The organism is Exiguobacterium sp. LL15, assembly GCF_024436095.1.
Lineage (GTDB): Bacteria > Bacillota > Bacilli > Exiguobacteriales > Exiguobacteriaceae > Exiguobacterium_A > Exiguobacterium_A indicum.
In genome coordinates, this window is record NZ_JANFNX010000002.1 from 75,166 (window position 1) to 95,397 (window position 20,232).

The 20,232-nt window shown below is 48.6% G+C and carries 17 protein-coding genes; 13 read left to right on the forward strand and 4 right to left on the reverse strand.

Translation table 11 applies throughout. From position 1 onward, the window contains the following. Window positions 1-150: 150 nt before the first annotated feature. The 9 genes from NOM72_RS11775 to NOM72_RS11815 all read left to right on the forward strand — a co-directional run bounded on the left by NOM72_RS11775 (window position 151) and on the right by NOM72_RS11815 (window position 10,245). Window positions 151-1,527, forward strand: a complete 1,377-nt coding sequence (locus tag NOM72_RS11775; RefSeq protein WP_058714056.1) for an amino acid permease — start codon at window positions 151-153, stop codon at window positions 1,525-1,527. Between the two features lie 120 nt (window positions 1,528-1,647). Continuing rightward, window positions 1,648-1,947, forward strand: coding sequence for a rhodanese-like domain-containing protein (locus NOM72_RS11780; RefSeq protein WP_023466762.1), 300 nt, complete (start codon window positions 1,648-1,650; stop codon window positions 1,945-1,947). A gap of 155 nt (window positions 1,948-2,102) precedes the next feature. Next, a complete protein-coding gene (locus NOM72_RS11785; RefSeq protein WP_023466764.1) occupies window positions 2,103-4,082 on the forward strand; it encodes a methyl-accepting chemotaxis protein in 1,980 nt (659 codons plus the stop codon). Between the two features lie 168 nt (window positions 4,083-4,250). Further along, window positions 4,251-5,438 carry a DUF2157 domain-containing protein gene (locus tag NOM72_RS11790; RefSeq protein WP_255999221.1) on the forward strand — a complete coding sequence of 396 codons (1,188 nt, stop codon included), beginning with the start codon at window positions 4,251-4,253 and terminating at the stop codon, window positions 5,436-5,438. After that, a complete protein-coding gene (locus tag NOM72_RS11795; RefSeq protein WP_023466766.1) occupies window positions 5,435-5,878 on the forward strand; it encodes a GDYXXLXY domain-containing protein in 444 nt (147 codons plus the stop codon). The genes NOM72_RS11790 and NOM72_RS11795 overlap by 4 nt, the downstream gene beginning before the upstream one ends. Window positions 5,879-6,250: 372 nt before the next feature. Next, window positions 6,251-7,108: an SAM hydrolase/SAM-dependent halogenase family protein gene (locus tag NOM72_RS11800; protein WP_029343188.1), complete on the forward strand. Its 858-nt coding sequence runs from the start codon at window positions 6,251-6,253 to the stop codon at window positions 7,106-7,108. Next, on the forward strand, window positions 7,105-7,656 hold the full coding sequence (locus tag NOM72_RS11805) for an ECF-type riboflavin transporter substrate-binding protein (protein ID WP_023466768.1): 552 nt from the start codon (window positions 7,105-7,107) through the stop codon (window positions 7,654-7,656). The genes NOM72_RS11800 and NOM72_RS11805 overlap by 4 nt, the downstream gene beginning before the upstream one ends. A gap of 70 nt (window positions 7,657-7,726) precedes the next feature. Then, a complete protein-coding gene (locus tag NOM72_RS11810; RefSeq protein WP_255999222.1) occupies window positions 7,727-9,430 on the forward strand; it encodes an energy-coupling factor transporter ATPase in 1,704 nt (567 codons plus the stop codon). Beyond that, window positions 9,421-10,245 (forward strand): energy-coupling factor transporter transmembrane component T family protein, encoded by an 825-nt coding sequence (locus NOM72_RS11815; RefSeq protein ID WP_023466770.1) that lies wholly within the window; start codon window positions 9,421-9,423, stop codon window positions 10,243-10,245. The genes NOM72_RS11810 and NOM72_RS11815 overlap by 10 nt, the downstream gene beginning before the upstream one ends. 61 nt (window positions 10,246-10,306) lie before the next feature. Here NOM72_RS11815 and NOM72_RS11820 read toward each other — a convergent pair whose 3' ends face one another. The 4 genes from NOM72_RS11820 to folE2 all read right to left on the reverse strand — a co-directional run bounded on the left by NOM72_RS11820 (window position 10,307) and on the right by folE2 (window position 15,697). Further along, on the reverse strand, window positions 10,307-12,100 hold the full coding sequence (locus NOM72_RS11820; RefSeq protein WP_023466771.1) for a carbon starvation CstA family protein: 1,794 nt from the start codon (window positions 12,098-12,100) through the stop codon (window positions 10,307-10,309). Window positions 12,101-12,239: 139 nt separating this feature from the next. Next, complete coding sequence (locus NOM72_RS11825; protein ID WP_023466772.1) at window positions 12,240-12,935, reverse strand: LytR/AlgR family response regulator transcription factor; 696 nt, start codon at window positions 12,933-12,935, stop codon at window positions 12,240-12,242. Next, a complete protein-coding gene (locus NOM72_RS11830; protein WP_023466773.1) occupies window positions 12,916-14,682 on the reverse strand; it encodes a LytS/YhcK type 5TM receptor domain-containing protein in 1,767 nt (588 codons plus the stop codon). Before NOM72_RS11830 ends, NOM72_RS11825 begins: the two co-directional genes overlap by 20 nt. Before the next feature lie 109 nt (window positions 14,683-14,791). Continuing rightward, window positions 14,792-15,697, reverse strand: a complete 906-nt coding sequence (gene folE2, locus NOM72_RS11835) for a GTP cyclohydrolase FolE2 (RefSeq protein ID WP_035399184.1) — start codon at window positions 15,695-15,697, stop codon at window positions 14,792-14,794. Window positions 15,698-16,026: 329 nt separating this feature from the next. Here folE2 and NOM72_RS11840 point away from each other — a divergent pair, with 329 nt between their 5' ends. The 4 genes from NOM72_RS11840 to NOM72_RS11855 all read left to right on the forward strand — a co-directional run bounded on the left by NOM72_RS11840 (window position 16,027) and on the right by NOM72_RS11855 (window position 20,198). After that, window positions 16,027-16,884, forward strand: a complete 858-nt coding sequence (locus tag NOM72_RS11840) for a TerC family protein (RefSeq protein WP_035399265.1) — start codon at window positions 16,027-16,029, stop codon at window positions 16,882-16,884. A gap of 165 nt (window positions 16,885-17,049) precedes the next feature. Further along, on the forward strand, window positions 17,050-17,814 hold the full coding sequence (locus NOM72_RS11845) for a TerC family protein (protein ID WP_133208250.1): 765 nt from the start codon (window positions 17,050-17,052) through the stop codon (window positions 17,812-17,814). A 51-nt stretch (window positions 17,815-17,865) separates the two neighbouring features. Then, entirely contained in the window at window positions 17,866-18,999 is a 1,134-nt protein-coding gene (locus tag NOM72_RS11850; protein ID WP_023466777.1) for a YfbR-like 5'-deoxynucleotidase, read from the forward strand. 11 nt (window positions 19,000-19,010) lie between these two features. Then, complete coding sequence (locus NOM72_RS11855; RefSeq protein ID WP_255999223.1) at window positions 19,011-20,198, forward strand: multidrug effflux MFS transporter; 1,188 nt, start codon at window positions 19,011-19,013, stop codon at window positions 20,196-20,198. Window positions 20,199-20,232 lie beyond the last annotated feature (34 nt).

The following is a 20,232-nucleotide window of genomic DNA, read 5'->3' on the forward strand; positions in this document are numbered from 1 at the left end:
TAACGTAATCAGAATATTCCGAGTATGTGGATTTGGTAAGAAATATACATTGAAAACGTTTACAAAATCGACACATCTTCTTTATACTGACAACGTAGCGGTACGGGGAACTGCTAAGAAACAAACAGAGACGGGAAGGACGTCGTAAAAATGAAACAACAGACAGAGTTGAATCGGGGACTGGAAGAACGTCATATTACACTGATGTCGCTGGGGGCGGCAATCGGTGTCGGACTCTTCCTAGGGTCAGCAAAAGCGATCCAATTAGCAGGACCAGGGATCTTACTTGGTTATCTGATTGGTGGTGTCATCATTTTCATTATCATGCGAGCACTTGGGGAGCTTGCAGTGCGGGAGCCGGTGGCTGGTAGTTTTGCGGAGTATGCCCGGAAGTATGTCAGTCCATTAGCTGGCTTTTTAACAGGTTGGAATTATTGGTTACTCTGGATTTTTACGTGTATGGCGGAAATCACAGCAGTCGGTATTTACATGAAAGTATGGTTCCCGGATTCTCAGGGGTGGGTATGGGCACTGGCAGCACTTGTCTTGATGACAAGCATCAACTTCATTGCTGTTAAATTTTATGGTGAATTCGAATTTTGGTTTGCGTTGATTAAAATCGTCGCGATCGTCGCCATGATCATCTTAGGGACCTTGACGATTGTCATTGGTCTTGGAAACGGCGGCACACCGGTTGGGATTTCGAACCTGTGGTCACATGGTGGATTCTTACCGAACGGATTCGGTGGAGTACTTCTTGCCATGCAGATGGTCATGTTTGCGTTCTTAGGAATTGAAGTGATTGGGGTCACAGCAGGGGAAGCGAAGAATCCGAAGAAAACGATTCGAAAAGCCGTCAATAACGTCTTCCTTCGGATCTTAGTATTCTATATCGGAGCGCTCTTCGTCATTTTATCGATTTATCCGTGGGATCAAGTCGGTGCGAACAATAGTAGTCCGTTCGTATTACTATTTCAATCGCTCGGTATTGAGTCAGCAGCCGGCATCATCAACTTTGTTGTCTTAACGGCAGCACTCTCGTCATGTAACTCGGGTATCTTCTCAACAGCCCGGATGATGATGAACTTATCCGAGAACAGTGAAGCGCCACGTCGTTTCTCGAAAATCTCGAAAAACGGTGTACCGGCTCTAGCGACGATTCTTTCAGGTGTCGCGTTGCTCGTCGGTGTCGCTTTGAACTACTTCTTACCGGAAGATGTTTTTGCAATCGTTACGAGTATCGCAACGTTCGGTGCCGTCTGGACGTGGGCAATGATTCTGATCGCACAAATGCGGGCGCGGAAGGTACATGGTTCAGCAGAATTTGCTGTTCCGTTCTTCCCGGTTGCCAACTATATCGCCCTTGCGGCACTTGCTGGTGTCATCGTCTTGATGGCATTTGACGCAAGTACACGGATCGCTCTGGTCGTTGGACCACTGTGGTACGCGATTTTGATTGCCGTCTATTATGCACGGGGAATGCATAAGGAGACACGTCAATCGACGCGTCGAGCATCAGGAGAATAATGAGATGGGCGGATCCGCAAACGGGTCCGCCTTTTCATCACTTCGTATCAAACGGTTTCGTTTTGTTTTGATGATGAATTTGCTACACTTACGGCAGAACCATACAGGAGGTCATACGAAATGAAAACGATTCATGTAGACGAGTTACAAGAGCGATTAGAGGCAGGCGAGGCGTTACACGTCGTTGACGTCCGGGAGCAGGATGAATACGATGCAGGACATATTCCGAACGTCCGCTTCCTTCCGATGTCTGAAATCGGTGAACGCTATACGGAGCTGCAAGAAGGTGAAACCTACTACTTAATCTGTAAAGCGGGCGCGCGAAGCGAAAACGTCGGTCGTTTCCTCGAGCAATATGGATACGACATCGTCAACGTCGAAGGCGGCATGATGAACTGGAAGGGCGATCAAGAAGCATAAGAGGAAGCGTTACCAAGGAAGACGACTCCATGAGAGTCGTCTTTTTTTCATGTGAATCAATGAACGATTATCGATTTCTCTATGAACATTTTTCGTTATTCTTCCGATAAAGAAGGTAGAATAGCGAGTCCTTGCACTCGAGAATGGAGTGACACATGGAACAAAAGATCAAACGAACGATGAGTATCAAACAAAAATTAATTCTGACATCGATTCTCCTATTAGTAATCCCAGCGCTCGTGATCGGATTTGTTGCCTACAATCAGGCGAAACAAACAATGACGGAGCAAATTCTACAATCGGCACATGGTGGAGTCGATCGAATGAACGATGAGATTCAGAATATCATTGATCCGATGCGACGCGATGTCGCCTTTTTTGCGGACCGAATTGACGGGACGCTCTATCAAAAAGGAAAACAAAATGCAGCGTTGAAGGAAAAAATGACGGAATATCTCGACATGCATCCGCAAGCGGCGAACATCTATTTCGCGACGACAGAAGGGGATATGAACATTTTCCCGGAACAAGTCATGCCCGAGGATTATGACCCACGTGAGCGCTCGTGGTACCAATCGGCTGAAGCAGCCGGTGGAAAAGTCGTCATCACCGATCCATACGTCGATGCTGCCTCGAACAAGATGATGGTGACATTGTCACAAACGACCGGAAACGGAAGAGGTGTCGTGGCGATTGATGTCGATGTCGACCGCATCGCGGAAATCGCGAAAAAGATTAAAATTGGTAAAGAGGGTTATGTGACGATTCTCGATTCGAATAAGAAGTTCGTTACGCACCCGACGCTAAAACCAGGTGAAAAGGCAACAGGGAACTGGGTTGCGCCACTCTACGATGACCCAGCCGGACAATTTTCGTATGAATTCGAAAATGAAGGTAAACAGATGGACTTCATGACGAACGATTTAACGAAGTGGAAGGTTGCCGGAACCCTGTACGATCATGAAATCACCGATGCGACGTCGAGTATTCTGTGGACAACGCTCGCAGTCATCGGCGGAATGTTACTCGTCGCAGCCGTCTTCATCTACTTCATCCTTCGCTCGATTCTTCGCCCACTCGGTCATTTGACACGTGGAGCAGAACGGATTCAATCTGGTGATTTGACGGAACCTGTCATCGTTGAATCAAACGATGAAGTTGGACAGGTCGCACAAAGCTTTAACGTCATGGTCGACTCACTCCGTTCAATCATCATCAATCTCGATCAGTCAATCACACAAGTGGCCGGTTCGTCACAGGAATTAATGGCGAACTCTGCTCAGACGACGTCCGCATCGGAACAAATCGCGGGATCGATTCAACAGGTCGCAGCAGGAGCGGATCAATCGAAGCGTCAACTCGATGCGAACGCCGTCTCGCTCCAGTCGATTACAGCTGGCATCATGCGAATTGCTGAGAGCTCAACGGACGTCTCAGAGCTATCACGTTCAACGGCTACAGAAGCTGAGAACGGAACAGTTGCTGTACTGCAGAACGTCCAGCAGATGAAAGAAATCGATGCCTCTGTTCAAAACTTTGGTGGTGTCATCAGTTCACTCGCACATCGTTCAAATGAGATCGGAAAAATCGTCGATGTCATCAATGGCATTGCCGAACAAACGAACTTGTTAGCACTGAACGCGGCGATTGAAGCAGCACGGGCAGGCGAAAACGGAAAAGGGTTCGCCGTCGTCGCAAGTGAAGTGCGTAAACTAGCAGAGCAGTCACAGGATTCAACGAAGCAGATTGCGCAACTGATTCAAAACATCAAGCAGGAGACAGATCAGTCAGTCACGATGATGAAAGAAGTATCGGGACAGACGAAAGCCGGTTTATCGACGACAGAAGCATCAGCAGAACGATTCCAGAAGATTCTCGAACGGACGCAAGAGATGACACCGCGAATCGAAGATGTGACGGCAACTGTCGAGGAAATCGCAGCGAACGTTCAAGAGGTTTCTGCCTCTGCAACCGAAATCGCACATATCGCGCAAGAGAATTCATCGGCGTCGAAACAAGTCGCAGCGACGACGGAAGAACAGTTGAGTGCGATGGAAGAGATTTCGCAATCAGCCAAAGCATTATCCGATATGGCGGAAGAATTACAGGTGCTCGTTGCCCGTTTCCGTGTTTAAGCCATCGATTATACAAAGCAAGGAAGCTAGTCTTCCTTGCTTTTTTCGTCTGTCACCATTCTGTGACGAACTGAACAAATAGCTTGGAATCCTTGTGAATCCGGGCTTGAGATGGTACTAAATCGGGAATTTAATAAATATCTAAACACTTCGAAGGAGGTGGGTGCGATGAAGCAGTTACGCAAGATGAGAGAGTGGAGTGAAGCGGGGCTTTTGGACGAAGCAACCGTCAAACGAATCGTCGATTATGAGAACAATCGTAAGGAAAAGCAACGTCTACCGCTCTTGTTGATTGTAGGGGGTACGTTCGTCGTATTGGCTGTGTTCAGCTTTTTAGCCGCTAACTGGCAAGTCATGCCGGTCGGATGGAAAATCGGACTTGTCGTAGCACTCATGTGGAGCTGTTACGTCATGGCGGATCTTTCGGAACGTCGGAGTATGTTGCATCCGATTGTCTTCCGAATCGGTGGAATCCTAGCGTTTGGCGCCTCGATTCTCGTCGTTGTTCAAAGTTTCCACTTGCCGATGGAAGGATCATTACTCGGATGGTGTGTGTTTGTCGCCGCGTTAGCGCATTATGTGCTTTGGCGTCATGAAACATACGGTGTCGTCGCCTTCCTTTCCGGATGGACGATCTTCACGAGTCTCGGTGGTTTTGGTCAAGAACAGGCGAGTTATCTCGACTGGATATCGTTCGGTCTGATGGTCGTGCTGTCGTTCAGTTGGTTTTACTTCAGCCAACGTCTGCCATCGCTTTTGTTTAGCTGGCTGTTTCTCTTCTTCAGTGGTCTCTCCTTGTTTCTCCTTGTATCATATGACGGATTCCTGTGGCCGGTCTGGACGCTATTTTTACTCGTTCCAGTTCTCTGGCTTGTTCGTGAGAAGTCCAATCGTCGGATCGTCGAAATGGTCTATCTGGTCGTTGCTGCCATCAGTTCGATCGTCTATCTGTCTGTACGTGCGGAATCAAATGCCGCATTACCATCTATGACAGAAGCGATTCTGTTAGCTATCGTATCCATCGGATTAGGAATTTTCCTCTATCAAAAACGTCGCTCCTTATTGTTTATCGTTCCGCTTGGATTCGTCGGAGTCCTGTGGCTCGATGAACAGGCAATTCTACTCGCCATCCTTTTTGAAATATCGGCGCTAGTCTATTTGTTGTATCAAGAACGCCGTCATGCAATCGTCTGGCCAGCCTTTCTCTATTTCATTCTCGTTCAAATCGCGATATACGTCATCTATGCGTGGGATCGGTTGAACATGTCCTTATTTTTCCTCATCGGTGCGCTACTCATCTTCCTATTATCCGGTATCTTATGGTGGTTACGCCGTAGAGGAGGTGTGGCGTCATGAAACGCTATCTCATGCCCGTATTGCAGACGTGCGTCGTCGGTCTGTTGATTGTCAGCTTTTTTGCAACCTCCTGGTTCGGAACATCGTACCGTTTTCGGGCAGAACCGTTTGATCCGTTTGATCCCGTTTACGGTGAATATGTGATGCTTCAGTATCCGGATTTAAAACCAGGTCCGACGATTCAAAATGGGCGTGTTTATGTCAGCTTCAAGACAGATGCTTCTGGTTATGCTCAAATCGACCGGATTTCGAATGAACGATTCTTTGGAAGTGTCGCCGGCGACTATTATGACCAGTACGTGTCGATTCCACAATTGACGCAGTATTATGTCGAACAGGGAAGCGGAAAACAATATGAAAAAGCAAAAGCACTGGAAGTCCGTGCGGATGTGTCACCATGGGGAACGATCCGGACGACGAATTTAAAAATTTCTGAGTAAAAAACCTTGCGTCAGGAATGAAACGGTTGTACTATTAATTTAAATTTTCAGACAACTAAATCTGCATGCGTAGACGGGAAGAGTAAAGTGATCAGAAATCGATAGAGAGTCTCTGTTGCTGGAAATGAGACGATTTCGTCATTTGAAGATGGTCCCGGAGCAGTCGGAAGAACGTGAACCGTGTTCATTAGTAGAACCGACCGGTAGGACGGATACCGTTAGCATTCCAGGGGGTCTCGTACTCCTAGAGGTGGCTGAACGTGAGTTGAGCTATGAACGAAGGTGGTACCACGTGAACAGACATCACGTCCTGAGAGATAAGGGCGTGGTGTCTTTTTTGTGGGGACGTCCGCGCAGGAGGAGGATGACGAGATGGCAGAAGCATTGGTATTGCAATCAGACTTTGGCGTGAGTGACGGGGCAGTGAGTGCGATGTATGGGGTTGCGCATAGCATCAATCCAGAGATTCGGATTTTTGATTTGACGCACGACATTCCGCCCTTCCACATTTGGGAAGCGTCCTATCGTTTACTGCAGACGGTACCGTACTGGACGGAGCAAACGGTGTTCGTTTCTGTCGTTGATCCAGGTGTCGGATCGAGTCGAAAGAGTGTCGTCGCGCGGACGCATGCGAATCAATACATCATCACACCAGATAACGGAACGTTGACGCATCTTTGGCAAGCCGGATACATTGCTGAAGTGAGGCAACTCGATGATCGACGGCATCGCTTACCTCGAATGGGTGAATCGTATACGTTTCACGGACGAGATATCTTTGCCTTCACGGGTGCTCGGTTATCGAGCCATGTCATCACCTTCGAGGAAGTAGGACCCGTTTTACCTGCTTCGGACATCGTCTTGCTCGACCGGACACTTGCCTCGTCGTCAGATACCGGTGTTACCGGTATCGTCGAGATTCTCGATGTTCGCTTCGGAAATGTCTGGACGAATATTCCGGTCGCTCTCGTCCGTCAGGCGGGTCTCGACATCGGTAGCCACGTCAAGGTAACGATTTCGTACCGAGAACGGATTGTTTACGAACAAACACTGCTCTTTGGTCATTCGTTCGCCGATGTGCCGGTTGGTTCAGGCGTCGTCTACATCAACTCGCTGGATCAGATTGCTCTTGCCTTGAATCAAGGTTCGTTTGCGCATGCATTTGAGGTTGGAATCGGAAATGATTGGAGTGTTAACGTACAACATATTAAAGGAGGAGATCGAACATGAAAGGATTTACGACAAAACAGATCGTCGCAACCGGGATCGGAGCAGCAGTATTCATCATTTTAAGTCGATTCGCTGTGATTCCGACAGGCGTACCGAACACGTCAATTGAGACATCCTATGCATTTCTCGCATTCATGGCAGTTTTGTTCGGACCAGTCACAGCCGGTTTGATCGGTCTGATCGGTCATGGATTAAAAGATGCGATTTTATATGGGTCCCCGTGGTGGAGCTGGGTCATCGTATCCGGGTTCGTCGGTTTTGGCATCGGATTGATCGCTAACCGGATTCGTCTAGAAGAAGGCGGATTGACGACACGTAAAATCGTCTTATTCAATGTCACACAAGCCATCGTGCAAGCGATCGGTTGGATCATCATTGCACCGGTACTCGATATCTTAATTTACACGGAGCCAGCGAACAAAGTCTTCGTCCAAGGGGCTGTCGCTGCGACATCGAACATCTTGACGGTCGGTGTCATTGGAACGTTGTTGCTCGTCACCTATGCGAAAACAAGAAGTAAAGCAGGCAGCTTGAAACGCGAAGCTTGACCGAATGAGCTATGATCCTGTGCGAAGAGACGGCAGGATCATAGCTCATTTAGCTTGGGGGGAGAAGGATATGACAAACGTAATCGAATTTCAGGATTTTTCATTTACATATCGGAGTCAGTCGGAACCGACACTCCGGCAGATTCAATTAACGATTCAAGCAGGCGAACGCATCTTAATCGTTGGACCGTCGGGTTCAGGAAAAAGTACGCTCGCCCAGTGCATCAATGGGTTGATTCCGTTCTCGTACTCTGGAACGTGGGAAGGACAGGTCCTGATCAAAGGGCAGGATGCCCGGGAGTTATCGTTATTTGATCGTTCGCTGCATATTGGAACGGTGTTACAGGATCCAGATGCGCAGTTCGTTGGTTTATCGGTTGGCGAAGACATCGCCTTTGCGCTCGAAAATAAACAGACTGGGCGACCGGAAATGCAGGAGATCGTCGAACGTGTCGCACGGATGACGGATGTCGAGACGCTCTTGCAAGCACGATTAAATGATCTATCAGGAGGACAACGACAACGGGCGGCATTAGCCGGAGTCCTCGTCGAAGATGCGGACATCTTACTGTTTGATGAGCCGCTCGCGAATCTCGATCCAGTAGCGGGACAAGAGGCGATGACGCTTATGGATCGACTGCAACGTGATACGAATCGCACATTGATTGTCGTCGAACATCGGATCGAGGATGTACTCGTCATTCCGTTTGACCGCATCATCGTCATGGTCGATGGCGAAATCATCGCTGATGATCATCCGGATGTCATCTTAAGTAACGGAAAACTGCAAGAAGCGATCTTGCGTGAACCTCTCTATGTCAGTGCCGCACGCTGGGCTGGGCTTGCCGTTCAACCTTCAGATCAGCCGAGCCGCATCGATCCCTTTTTAAAGCGATTCAACCAGACGAACGTGTTAGAGCGTTTAGAGAAAGCACCCCAAAAAGAGGTTGCAACCTCTACTTCATTGCTTGAACTCAATCAGTTGGCGTTTCATTATCGTCAAGGAACGCCGGTGCTTGAGAATGTGACGGCGACTTTTCAAAAAGGAACACTGACGACGATCGTTGGTCAGAATGGTGCCGGAAAATCCACGCTTGCGAAAGTGTTGAGTGGTTACCAACGGACGACAGCTGGTCGGATCCTGCTTGACGGAATCGACATCACGAACCAATCGATCGCAGAGCGAGCAGGAACGATCGGATTCGTTCTGCAAAATCCGAATCATATGATTTCGAAGCACCTCGTGCAGGAGGAAATCCGCTACGGGATGCAGGCGCTCGGACTGAGTGAGGCGGAAGAAAACGAGCGTCTCGAGCAGACATTACGTCGTTGCGGATTATATCCGTTTCGTAATTGGCCGATCCAAGCACTGAGTTTTGGTCAGAAGAAACGAGTGACGATTGCTTCGATTCTCGTTCGACGACCGGATATCATGATTCTCGATGAACCAACAGCCGGTCAAGATTATCGGCATTATTCGGATATGATGGACTTTTTAGAAGGATTGAAGCAGGACGGAATGACGTTACTCATCATCACGCATGACATGCATCTCGTCTTAGAATACAGCGATCAAGTCTGCCTCGTGCAAGCTGGGCGTATCCGTTATGCTGGAACATCATTTGGACTGCTGAATCAAGAACAATTGCTGCATCATGCCCATTTAAAACAAACATCGCTCTTTACGCTAGCGCAACACCTCGAAGTCGATCCGGAACGATTCGTCGAGTCCGTGATTACGGCGGAGCGAAAGGAGCGGGAACAATGGCTGTAGAAATGCTTGGCTATATTGAAAAAACGTCACCGATTCATCGATTGACGGGAACGACGAAACTGATCGGATTCTTATTATTTACGACAGCAACGATGTTCACCTATGATACACGTGTCTTACTTGTAATGGGGTTAGTCAGTATCGTGTTATTCCGATTGTCGCGTATCCAGTTTCGGGAAGTCCGCTTCGTCTTGATCTTTACAGCGATTTTCGTCCTGATTAATGCGCTCGCTGTTTATCTGTTCGAACCAGAGCAGGGCGTGGCAATCTACGGATCGCGTCACGTCTTACTTGAAGGAATCGGACGATTTACGATGACCGCAGAACAATTATTTTATCTGTTCAATTTAATCTTAAAATACAGTGTGATCGTTCCGATTGCTGTGTTGTTTCTCGTCACGACCCATCCGACGGAGTTCGCTTCTTCTTTGAATCGGATTGGTGTTCCGTATAAGATCGCATTTGCGGTCTCCTTAGCGCTCCGTTATATTCCGGACGTTCAATCTGATTTCCGGACGATCGCGAACGCTCAAGAAGCACGAGGGATTGCTGTCTCACACGGCTCCCTTTGGCAGCGGGCACGCAATAGCATCCAGATTTTACTTCCGTTGCTATTTACGAGTTTGGAGCGGATTGAGACCGTCAGCAATGCGATGGATCTCCGTGGATTCGGTGCCGGACGAAAGCGAACGTGGTACAACCAACAGACGATGACACGAATCGATTATGTCGCGATCGGCTGTGTGCTACTTTTGACGGTTTTGTCATTCGTCGTCACTTTCTATGATGGTAATCGCTTTTATAATCCGTTTTAAAAATGAGATACGAAAAAGGCAGTGGATGCGTCCACTGCCTTTTGTCATATGACCAATCCGCTTACGCAGATCGTTTTTGATTTTCCCAACGTGGTGAATTCAACAGTTCAATCCATTTCTTGACGGCTGAGATCGTGATGACGATCGCGAGCAGTCCCATCGTTACGGACAAGACCGTATTCAAGATGCTGAAACCTGGAGAATCGGGATTCGCATAGACGTTTGCGACCATCCAGATATCCGCGAACGTTACTGTGATCAGAAGATAGACGAGCGGGATGAACGTCGTCAGCGCATAGACTTTTTTATCGGCGATTTTCAAGATGATCGTCGTTCCGATGATCAAGCCGATTGAAGCCATCAGCTGATTCGATACCCCGAATAATGCCCAAATCGAACCGATGTCACCCGAAAACAGGAGATAGCCCCAGAAGAACGTCCCGAGTGCCGAAGCGAAGATCGCACCTGGAATCCAGTCGACACGTTTGAGTGGTTTGTAGAACTCCCCGAAGAAATCTTGAATCAAGTAACGGGCGACGCGTGTTCCTGCATCGATTGCGGTTAAGATGAAGACCGCTTCGAATAGAATGACGAATTGGAAGAAGAATCCGGCAATCTCTTTGAACCACGGGATGGCGCGGAAGATGAATGTCATACCGACGGCGAGTGAGACGGCACCACCTGTTCGACCTGCCAGATCGAGACCGATTTCACGGGATAAATCATCAAGATAGACCGTGCTCATACCAAGCGTCGCGAATACTTCTGGTGTTGAGTTGATGGCGAAGTAATCACCGACTTCAAGCGATGTCGCAGCGATCAACGCCATGACGGCAACAAGACATTCGACAAGCATGGCACCGAAGGCGACCGGTTTGATGTCACTCCACCGATTGATCATCTTCGGTGTCGTACCAGAACCAACGAAAGCGTGGAAACCAGAAATCGCACCACAGGCAATCGTGATCGAGATGAATGGCCAGACTGGACCAGCGATGATTGGACCACCGCCATCAACGAACTTCGTAAATGCCGGGAATCGAATGTCTGGGTTGATGATGAAGACACCAACGATCAAAGCAAGGAAGACACCGATTTTCATGAAACTCGATAGATAGTCGCGAGGTGCGAGTAAGAGCCACACTGGCAGTGCAGCAGCGAAGAATGCATAAATCGGTAAAGCAATCGCGAGTTGACGTGACGACAGATCGAACCAATCGCCGATGAATGTTTCCGTTAACTGAGGACCAAAACCAATCGCAGCTAGAATCAGTAAGAAACCAACTGTTGAAGCAAGTGCTAAGTTACCACCTTTACGTAAGTAAATCCCAACGAACATCGCAATCGGAATCGTCGAGAAGACAGCGAATGTACCCCATGGGTTATGTTCAAGGGCGTGTAAGACGACCATCGATAGACCAGCCATCGTGATTGTAATGATGAAAAGCATCGCAAGACCGGCACAAAAACCAGCGACGGGACCTAATTCTTTTTTAGCGACTTCAGAGAGCGATTGACCATCTTGGCGCATCGAAGCAAAAAGGACGACCATATCATGGACCGCTCCACCGATGACGGCACCGATTAAGAGCCACAGTAAGCCGGGGAGATATCCGAACTGAGCAGCAAGGACAGGTCCGACGAGTGGACCGGCAGCAGCGATTGCCGCAAAATGGTGTCCGAACGAGACCCATTTGTTCGTTGGGACGTAATCTTTTCCATCCGCTAATTTATGAGCGGGCGTTTCGCGATCATCTTTGATTTTTAAGACTTTCGCAGCCATGAACGTGCCGTAGAGACGATACGCGATTAATAAGATACAGATGACAGCAATAACGATTGGAGTAGCGCTCATCTAAAATTCCTCCTCTTGAATGAACTATGATGGATTTAGTATACAAGTTATGGAAGCGCTTTCTTTGATTTTTAGATGAGTTGTCGGTTTCGTTCGATGAAAGGTTGAAAATGGACCTTGAATCACAAAAAAGAAGCGCTCAAATACCGAGCGCTTCTTTCAGTAGTTTGACATACGTCCGACTGACTGGCACATCAATCTGATGAATTTTTAAATTATAGGCTCCGTTGAACCAAGGTTCGATGGCATCGATTGCTGATAAGTTGACGAGGTATGAGCGGTGAACCCGTAAAAAGCGATGATCTTGAAGCTTTCGTTCAAGTTCGAGTAAGGTCTCGTTCGATGGATACGCATGGTGCTCTGTGACGATCTTCGTCTTTCCGTTCTCAGCGACGATATAATTGATATCTTGAGGAGACAATAATTTCAGTTGTTCGCCCGTCTCGACGGCTAAACGTTCAAGGCGAGGGGCTTTTTTCGGCAGCGGTCGCGCGACTTTTTCAATCGCACGGACAATCCGTGCCGGATCATATGGTTTCAAGATGTAGTCATAGGCATTGAGCTCAAACGCTTCAAGCGCATGAGCATCATACGCCGTCACAAACAAAAGAGCCGGAGGACGTGGCATCGACTTTAAGCGTTTAGCGACTTCAAGACCACTTCCGTCCGTCAGCTCGATATCGAGAAAGACTAAGTCGGGTTGAAGGGAGCGAACGAGTCGTTCGGCTTCCTCGACACTACCGGTTTCCCCGACGACTTCAAGACCGGCTGCGGTCACGTGATAACGGAGCTCGTCACGTGCGAGCGGTTCATCTTCAATCAACAAGGTGCGCATGCTGAATCTCCTTTCTGACTTCAATCGGGAGACGAATCGCGATCGTCGTGCCGTTTTGACCGTCACTCGTGATCGTAAACTGTCCCTTTTCACCATATAAACTTCGAATCCGTTCTGCCGTATTGAATAATGCGGTACCGGTGCCTGAGGACGGAACGACTTCTCGACCGAGACGGGCAAGGCGCGAGGCGTCAATCCCGCGTCCGTTGTCGACGACTTCGAGACACAGCTGGTCTGCCTCACACCATGCCGTCACCCCGACATATCCTGTCTGTTCAGAAGAAAACGCATGAAGGAACGCATTTTCGATCAATGGTTGTAAGATGAACGGTGGAACGAGTAAAGCCGTCGTCTCGTCTGCTAAATCGATATCGAGAAACGGGCGATTCGGAAAACGAGCGGCTTCAAGAGATGTGTATGCTTCGATGTGCTCGAGTTCCTTTTGGAGCGGAATTTTCGTCGATCGTGCGCCTTGGAGGTTACTGCGGAAGAACGTCGACAATTCGAGCAACAACGTGCGTGCTTGTTCGACATCCGTCCGGCACAGTGCATAAATCGTATTGATCGCATTAAACAGGAAGTGGGGATGAATTTGTGCTTCGAGTGCCCGGATCTCGGCATCCTTCAGTAAACCGGCTTGCCGCTCTGCGTTCCCGAGTGCTAGTTGTGTCGAGAACAGTTTCGCTAATCCTTCAATGAGTTCGACTTCGACGGCGTCGAGCAATTCGGCATGAGGATAATAGACTTTCAACGTCCCGATCGTCGTTTCCCCGACGATGAGCGGAGCGATGATGCCGGCTTGAAGCGGACAATCCGTTACGGGACAGCCGATATCGAGTCGTTCCGTCACAAGACGAACTTGTCCGTCTTGCAAGACATGCTCAGTCGGTTTCGTCGTCCAGTGACTCCCAGCTTGATGGTGGTCGCTCCCGATACCGATATGGGCCAGGATGATGGAACGATCCGTCAGTGAGACGGCTTCGGCTCGCGTTTGCTGCAACAGAATTTCCGCGACAGCTTCTGCCGTATGGATATGTAGACCACGCGTCAGATGCGGAAGCGTCAAATCGGCGATATGCAACGACCGTTCGGCTTCTCGTGCCCGAACCGTTTCCTCTTCTCGCGCAGCAAGGCGGATGATCGATAAGAACAACCAGACACCGAGGACGTTGATCAGTGTCATCGGTAAGAAGATGAACTGGACGAGTTCGACTGCCGCATCAAAGGGGCGGGCGAATAGTAAAATCAACGACATTTCAAACAGCATTAAAAAAGCAGTCAGACACACGGGCAATAATGCTTGGCTACTGAGACGGTCGCGCCAATAGGAGCGTAAGAGACCGCTGACACCACCGGCGATGACGGTCGAAAGCGCGCAAGCGAACGCTGTGAATCCGCCGAGGGAATACCGGTGAACCCCGACGATGAGTCCGGTCATCAATCCACCGAGCGGACCAGCGAGCAGTCCGCTGATGACGACGATCATCGTTCGTGTGTTTGCAATCGCTGATGTTCCGTCGACTTCTTCGAGCCAAGCATGGGGTAAGAATTCAGCTAAATCGACTTTGACCCCTGTATAGTTACTTAAAATGCCGTACGTCGCAAAAAACAGGACGAGAACACGGAATTGCCAGCCTGCTTCCGGTTGACGCAGTAGCCGTCGTGTCGGTCCCCACTGGGCGAGGATGAACGCTAAGATGATCATGATACCAAGTCGTTCGAGTAAAAAAGGAATCAATTCTAACATGTGCATTCCTCCATTCGAGTTAAGTGTAAACGCTCGTAAAAAAGAGAGCAATGCCGGCACACAAAAAAGCCGTACTCGCTCGGTTTAAGAGGGAGTACGGCAGACTTACTTATTGTGCGTCTTTATCGAACGTGATCCGTGCGATCGCGTCATGTTGGTGAATCGTTTCTTCGTTACGGCATTCGACGTAGAACGAAGCGATTGGGTCCATTTCGTACAAGTCAGCAGCAATCAAGCGAACCATATCTTCTACGAAACGTGGGTTTTCGTATGCCATCTCTGTCACGCGCTTTTCATCCGGACGTTTGAGTACTGGGTGAAGTGGCGCTGAGGCATTGGATTCTGCAGCATCAAGCAATGATTGTTTCCAGTCAAAGTCTTCTGCTTCATCACGTAACGATGCTTCCATCGTGACGTAACCACGTTGGTTGTGAGCACTGTATTCGCTGATTTCTTTTGAACATGGGCAAAGTGTCGTGACGTTGATCGTCAAGCCGACAGACAACGTCGCTTCGTCCGTTTCCGTGTTGACGCTGACCGTTTGCCATACTTCGGCATTCATCAAGCCACTAAGACCTGTTGCAGGTGCTTTACGTGTGAAGAACCATGGATAACGGATCGTCAATTGACCTTCCGTTTGTTCCATGCGGTCTGCTAAATCACGCGCGAATTGAATGAGTGACTCGTTCGTGACCGTCCAACCTTCGTTGTGGTATTGATCAAGTTGCTCCGTTAAACGGCTCATGTTGATCCCTTTACGGTCTTGTACGAGTGATGTCGACAGTTCAAACGTCGCGACTGTCGCTTGTGTGTTGTCTCCGTCTTGGATGACGACAGGATGTTTGACGTTCGAGATTCCGACAGCATCTAGTGCGAACAGGAAGTTCTTCGGTGTATTTTGCAAGTCGACCATCTTATCTTTTTCAGTCGGTTTTGTTCCTTTGATCGGTGGTACCGAACCGAACAGCTTATGGCGCTCTTCTTTTGTTGGTAACGTAATCGGGTAGGTAGACATATTCATTGGCCCCTTTGTCCTTTTGTAGTGTTTCAATAGTAATAACATGACAGGAATGCTAGAGACGAGCAAGTCTGATGATTCCGCAAATGTGTTTCATCTTTTCATCGCTAGAAGTATTGTCTTGAATTTTATCACGAACGTTCGATAAACGAAACTCGCACGACTCAAAATCGACACATTCTACATCTGTAGGAATAACTTACTTGCAATCGGGTATACTATCCTATAGTATATGTTCAGGTGAACGTGTAATCATTGTTTTTTCGTCATGGTCAATAATTGAAGTTTTTTTATTTTACAGGTAGTAAGAGAAAGGGATGACAGAGATGGATTGGCAGTTACTATTACAGTATGCCTGGGTCGTACTCGTCTTGATCGCGCTTGAAGGATTACTTTCAGCGGATAATGCACTCGTACTCGCGGTCATGGTCAAGCACTTACCAGGAGAACAACAAAAGAAAGCACTTTTTTATGGACTAGCTGGAGCGTTCGTCTTACGATTCGCGGCATTGTTCGCGATTTCGTTCCTCGTCGATATTTGGCAAATCCAAGCACTTGGAGCGGCGTACTTGCTCATCATGGGACTACGGCATATTTATAAGACCGTTAAAGCCAGAAAGCTCGGTGAGAACCATGGGGCTGAAAATGAGCTAGATGAAGAACCGAAGTCGGAAGAGCCAGTTTCAAAAGGTGAATTCTGGCGGACAGTTGCGAAGATTGAATTTGCAGACTTAGCGTTTGCTGTCGATTCGATTCTTGCAGCAGTAGCACTTGCCGTTGCCCTTCCAAACTGGGGATCAGGCGAAATCGGTGGTTTGAACACAGGTCACTTCATCGTCATCTTAACAGGTGGTTTGATGGGTGTCGTCTTGATGCGTTTCGCAGCACGTGTCTTTGTTAAATTACTCGCAGAGCGCCCAGGTCTTGAGACAGCAGCGTTTGCGATTGTTGCCTGGGTTGGTGTGAAGCTAGCCGTTCTTGCGCTCGAACACCCGAAATACCACGCATCAATCGAAGGAACAATCTTTGAAGCCTTAAAACTTCCTGAAGGATTTGCCCACAGTACACCGTGGCAGGCTTTCTTCTGGACAGTCATGGTCGGTCTTGCTCTTTGGGGTTGGTTCTCTTCACCAAAAACGAAACCAAATCCAGATGCTGAAAAGAAAGTTGATCAAAACTTATAAGAAATGGAAACGATCCGTCGATGACGGGTCGTTTTTTTGTGTTAGGTTTTCTTAAACAATGGGAATAAAACACAAGGTTAAGTACTTGAGTCGAGCTTTCATCTTTTTCTTTCCGATCGACCGGCATATAATAAATAGACTGAACAATAAAGGGGATTCGTTAGTATGGATATTGGATTAATTACACAGTATGCGACCGTCGGGCTCGTACTGATCATCTTGCAAGGATTACTATCCGCCGACAATGCGATGGTCATGGCGGTCCTCGTCCGACCGTTACCAGACGATCAACGTAAAAAGGCGCTTTTCTATGGTCTCGTCGGAGCACTCGTCTTACGTTTCGTGGCAATCTTCTTTGCTTCGTACTTAGCGACGATTTGGGAACTTCAAGCACTCGGGGCAATTTATCTCTTTTATGTCGCGTTTAAAGGAATCGTCGAGGCACGATCGAATAAACACCAAGTACCGGACACGATTGCCTCACAAAAAGCCTCACCGAACTTTTGGTGGACGGTCGTGAAAGTCGAGTTCTCTGACTTGGCGTTCGCTGTCGATTCAACGCTTGCTGCTGTCGCCATGGCAACGACATTACCGATGGTTGGTGGAACGATCGGTGGTCTGAATACAGGACAATTCTGGGTCGTCTTCTTCAGTGGGATCATTGGTCTCGTCATCATGCGTTACTTCGCGAGCTGGTTCGTCGTCTTGCTCCAAAAGCGACCAGGCATCGAAGAAGCTGCCTTTTGGCTCGTCGCATGGGTTGGTGTAAAACTGGTCGTCATGACACTCGCGCATCCGTCAATCGACGTCTTGCCGCATGAGTTTCCAGAGAGTACACTATGGCAAACGATCTTCTGGGTCGTACTTGCTCTGATTTTAATCATTGGTTGGTTCCGTAGCGGAAGCAGTTCAACCAAATCAGCAAAATAATACAATGGCGGGCAGGGTACTCTCTGTCCGTCTTTCGTTAGGAGAGATTTCATGCAAAACGGTAATTTCATTCGGATGCTGACGCGGATGCAAAACGTTCCACGGTGGGATGAATATGCACCACGTTTTCCGGATAACGCAGCCAGTCACAGCTTTCGTGTTGCCTTATTCAGTTTGATGGCAAGCTATTTAGAAGAAGCAGACGGGCAAACACCAGTCGATCGCCTGACATTGCTCGGAAAAGCCTTATTCCATGACATGAACGAAGTCATCACCGGACCAATCAAACACCGGACAAAAAAAGAGCCAACGTTACATGCACACATTCAGGCAATGGAACAACAAGCAAGTGAACAGCTCGTTGCCTTACTCTCAAAGTCGCTTCAACCAGCGTTCACGACATACCTCGTGCATGCAGAGGATGAATCGCCGGAAGGGCGGATCGTCGAAGCCATCGATACGTTCGATGCGATGTTGTATGCACGAAGGGAAGCACGGATGACGGAGTCCGTCTTTTTCGAACAAAAAGCAGCGGAATTACAGGCTGTTCTAGAACGACACCCACTCGTTTCAATCCGTCGCTTGACACAGTCGGTCATGGAAGAGGATGAGATGTCTCATTTCATTGAAAACGTCTTGATGATGGATACGATTCGGCGCTGGAAAGGACGTTTCAATACGATTGATGATAACGACGCGACACATGCGTTTCGAGCAGCCTCGCTTGGTATCTTCAATGGTCTGATTGAATCAGAGAAGTACGGCGTCACGATCGACATCGAAGAAGTCGTCTCGCGTCTCTTGTGTCATGATCTCGTTGAAGGAACGACGGGAGATGTTCTTGGACCTGTCAAACATGCGACACCGGTCACAGCAGCAGCCTTCGAAGCTTACGAACGGGCAGAAGGAGAGACGTTGATCAATAATCTACCGAAAGAAATCCGAGCACCGTTCCGTCGGTTCGTCGTTGAAGCAAAAGACGAGACATACGAAGGACAGATGGTCGATGTGATCGATAAACTCGACGCATTGATTAAAATGAACATGGAACGGAAGTTGAACGGGGTCGAGTATGAGACCGGTTACCGCGCACAACTCAAAAAGGTTCAGATGACATATGAAAATCCATCGGTCGTCTTTTTCCTCGCTTATGTCTTGCATGATTTGGATTACGTGACGTCATGACGAAAGAAACCATGACCCCACGCCGCTTAACGTTGATCTTGATCCTCGGTTCGCTTGCTGCACTCGGACCGCTCTCGATCGACATGTATCTACCTGCTTTTCCAGATATGTCACGCTCGTTTGATGCGAGTGCATCACTGATCCAATTAAGTTTGACGGCTTGTATGCTCGGAATGGCGCTCGGACAATTGATTGTTGGTCCGCTGAGTGACGTTCGCGGACGTAAACGACCGCTGATGGTTGCTCTGCTCGCATATCTGCTCGCTTCTCTCGCCTGTGCGATGGCACCGACGATCGAAGTGTTGATCGCGCTTCGATTCATCCAAGGGGCAGCTGGAGCGTCAGGAATCGTCATTTCCCGGGCAATCGTTCGTGACTTGTTTGACGGACCTGAATTGACGCGGTTTTTTGCTGCCTTGTCACTCGTCAACGGAACGGCACCGATTCTCGCACCCGTCATCGGGGGACAGTTGCTTCGGTTCGGTGACTGGCATTTCGTCTTCTACTTGCTTGCGATTTTAAGCACAATGATGTTACTTTCCGTCGCACTCCGTTTACCGGAAACGCTTCCGCTTGATAGACGTGTCGAAGGAAACCTGACGACGACGTTGAAGACGTTCGGACGCTTGTTGACGGATCGCGTCTTCATCGGCTATGCGTTCGCGCAAGCATTCGTCATGGGCGCGATGTTCGCCTACATCTCCGGTTCCCCGTTCGTCTTACAAAATATTTATGGCGCTTCACCGCAACAGTTCAGTTTTTTGTTCGGTTTAAACGGAATCGGAATCATCTTAGCAGCACAGATCGCCGGTCGCCTTGCGGGTCGTGTCGATTCAGAGCGGCTGATGCGAATCAGTTTGACAATCGTTGCGAGTGCGAGTATCTTATTGTTCCTCGCCTTGACGTTAACGGATCAGCTGATCTTCGTCATGATTCCACTATTCTTCGTCGTTTCAAGCGTCGGTTTGATCTCGACACTCGGTTTTACTTTAGCGATGCAAAATTACGGAGCAACGGCAGGCAGTGCCTCGGCTCTTTTAGGGCTCTTGCCGATGCTCGTCGGCTCGCTCGTGTCACCACTCGTCGGGATCATGGGAGAACAATCGGCTGTTCCGATGGGACTGATCATCATGACCTTAGATTGCCTGGCGCTCATTCTCTATTATGGTCTGATTGTTCGTCGACCGAATCGTTCATAAACGCTAATTATTCAAAAACGTTTGTCCTCTGTAG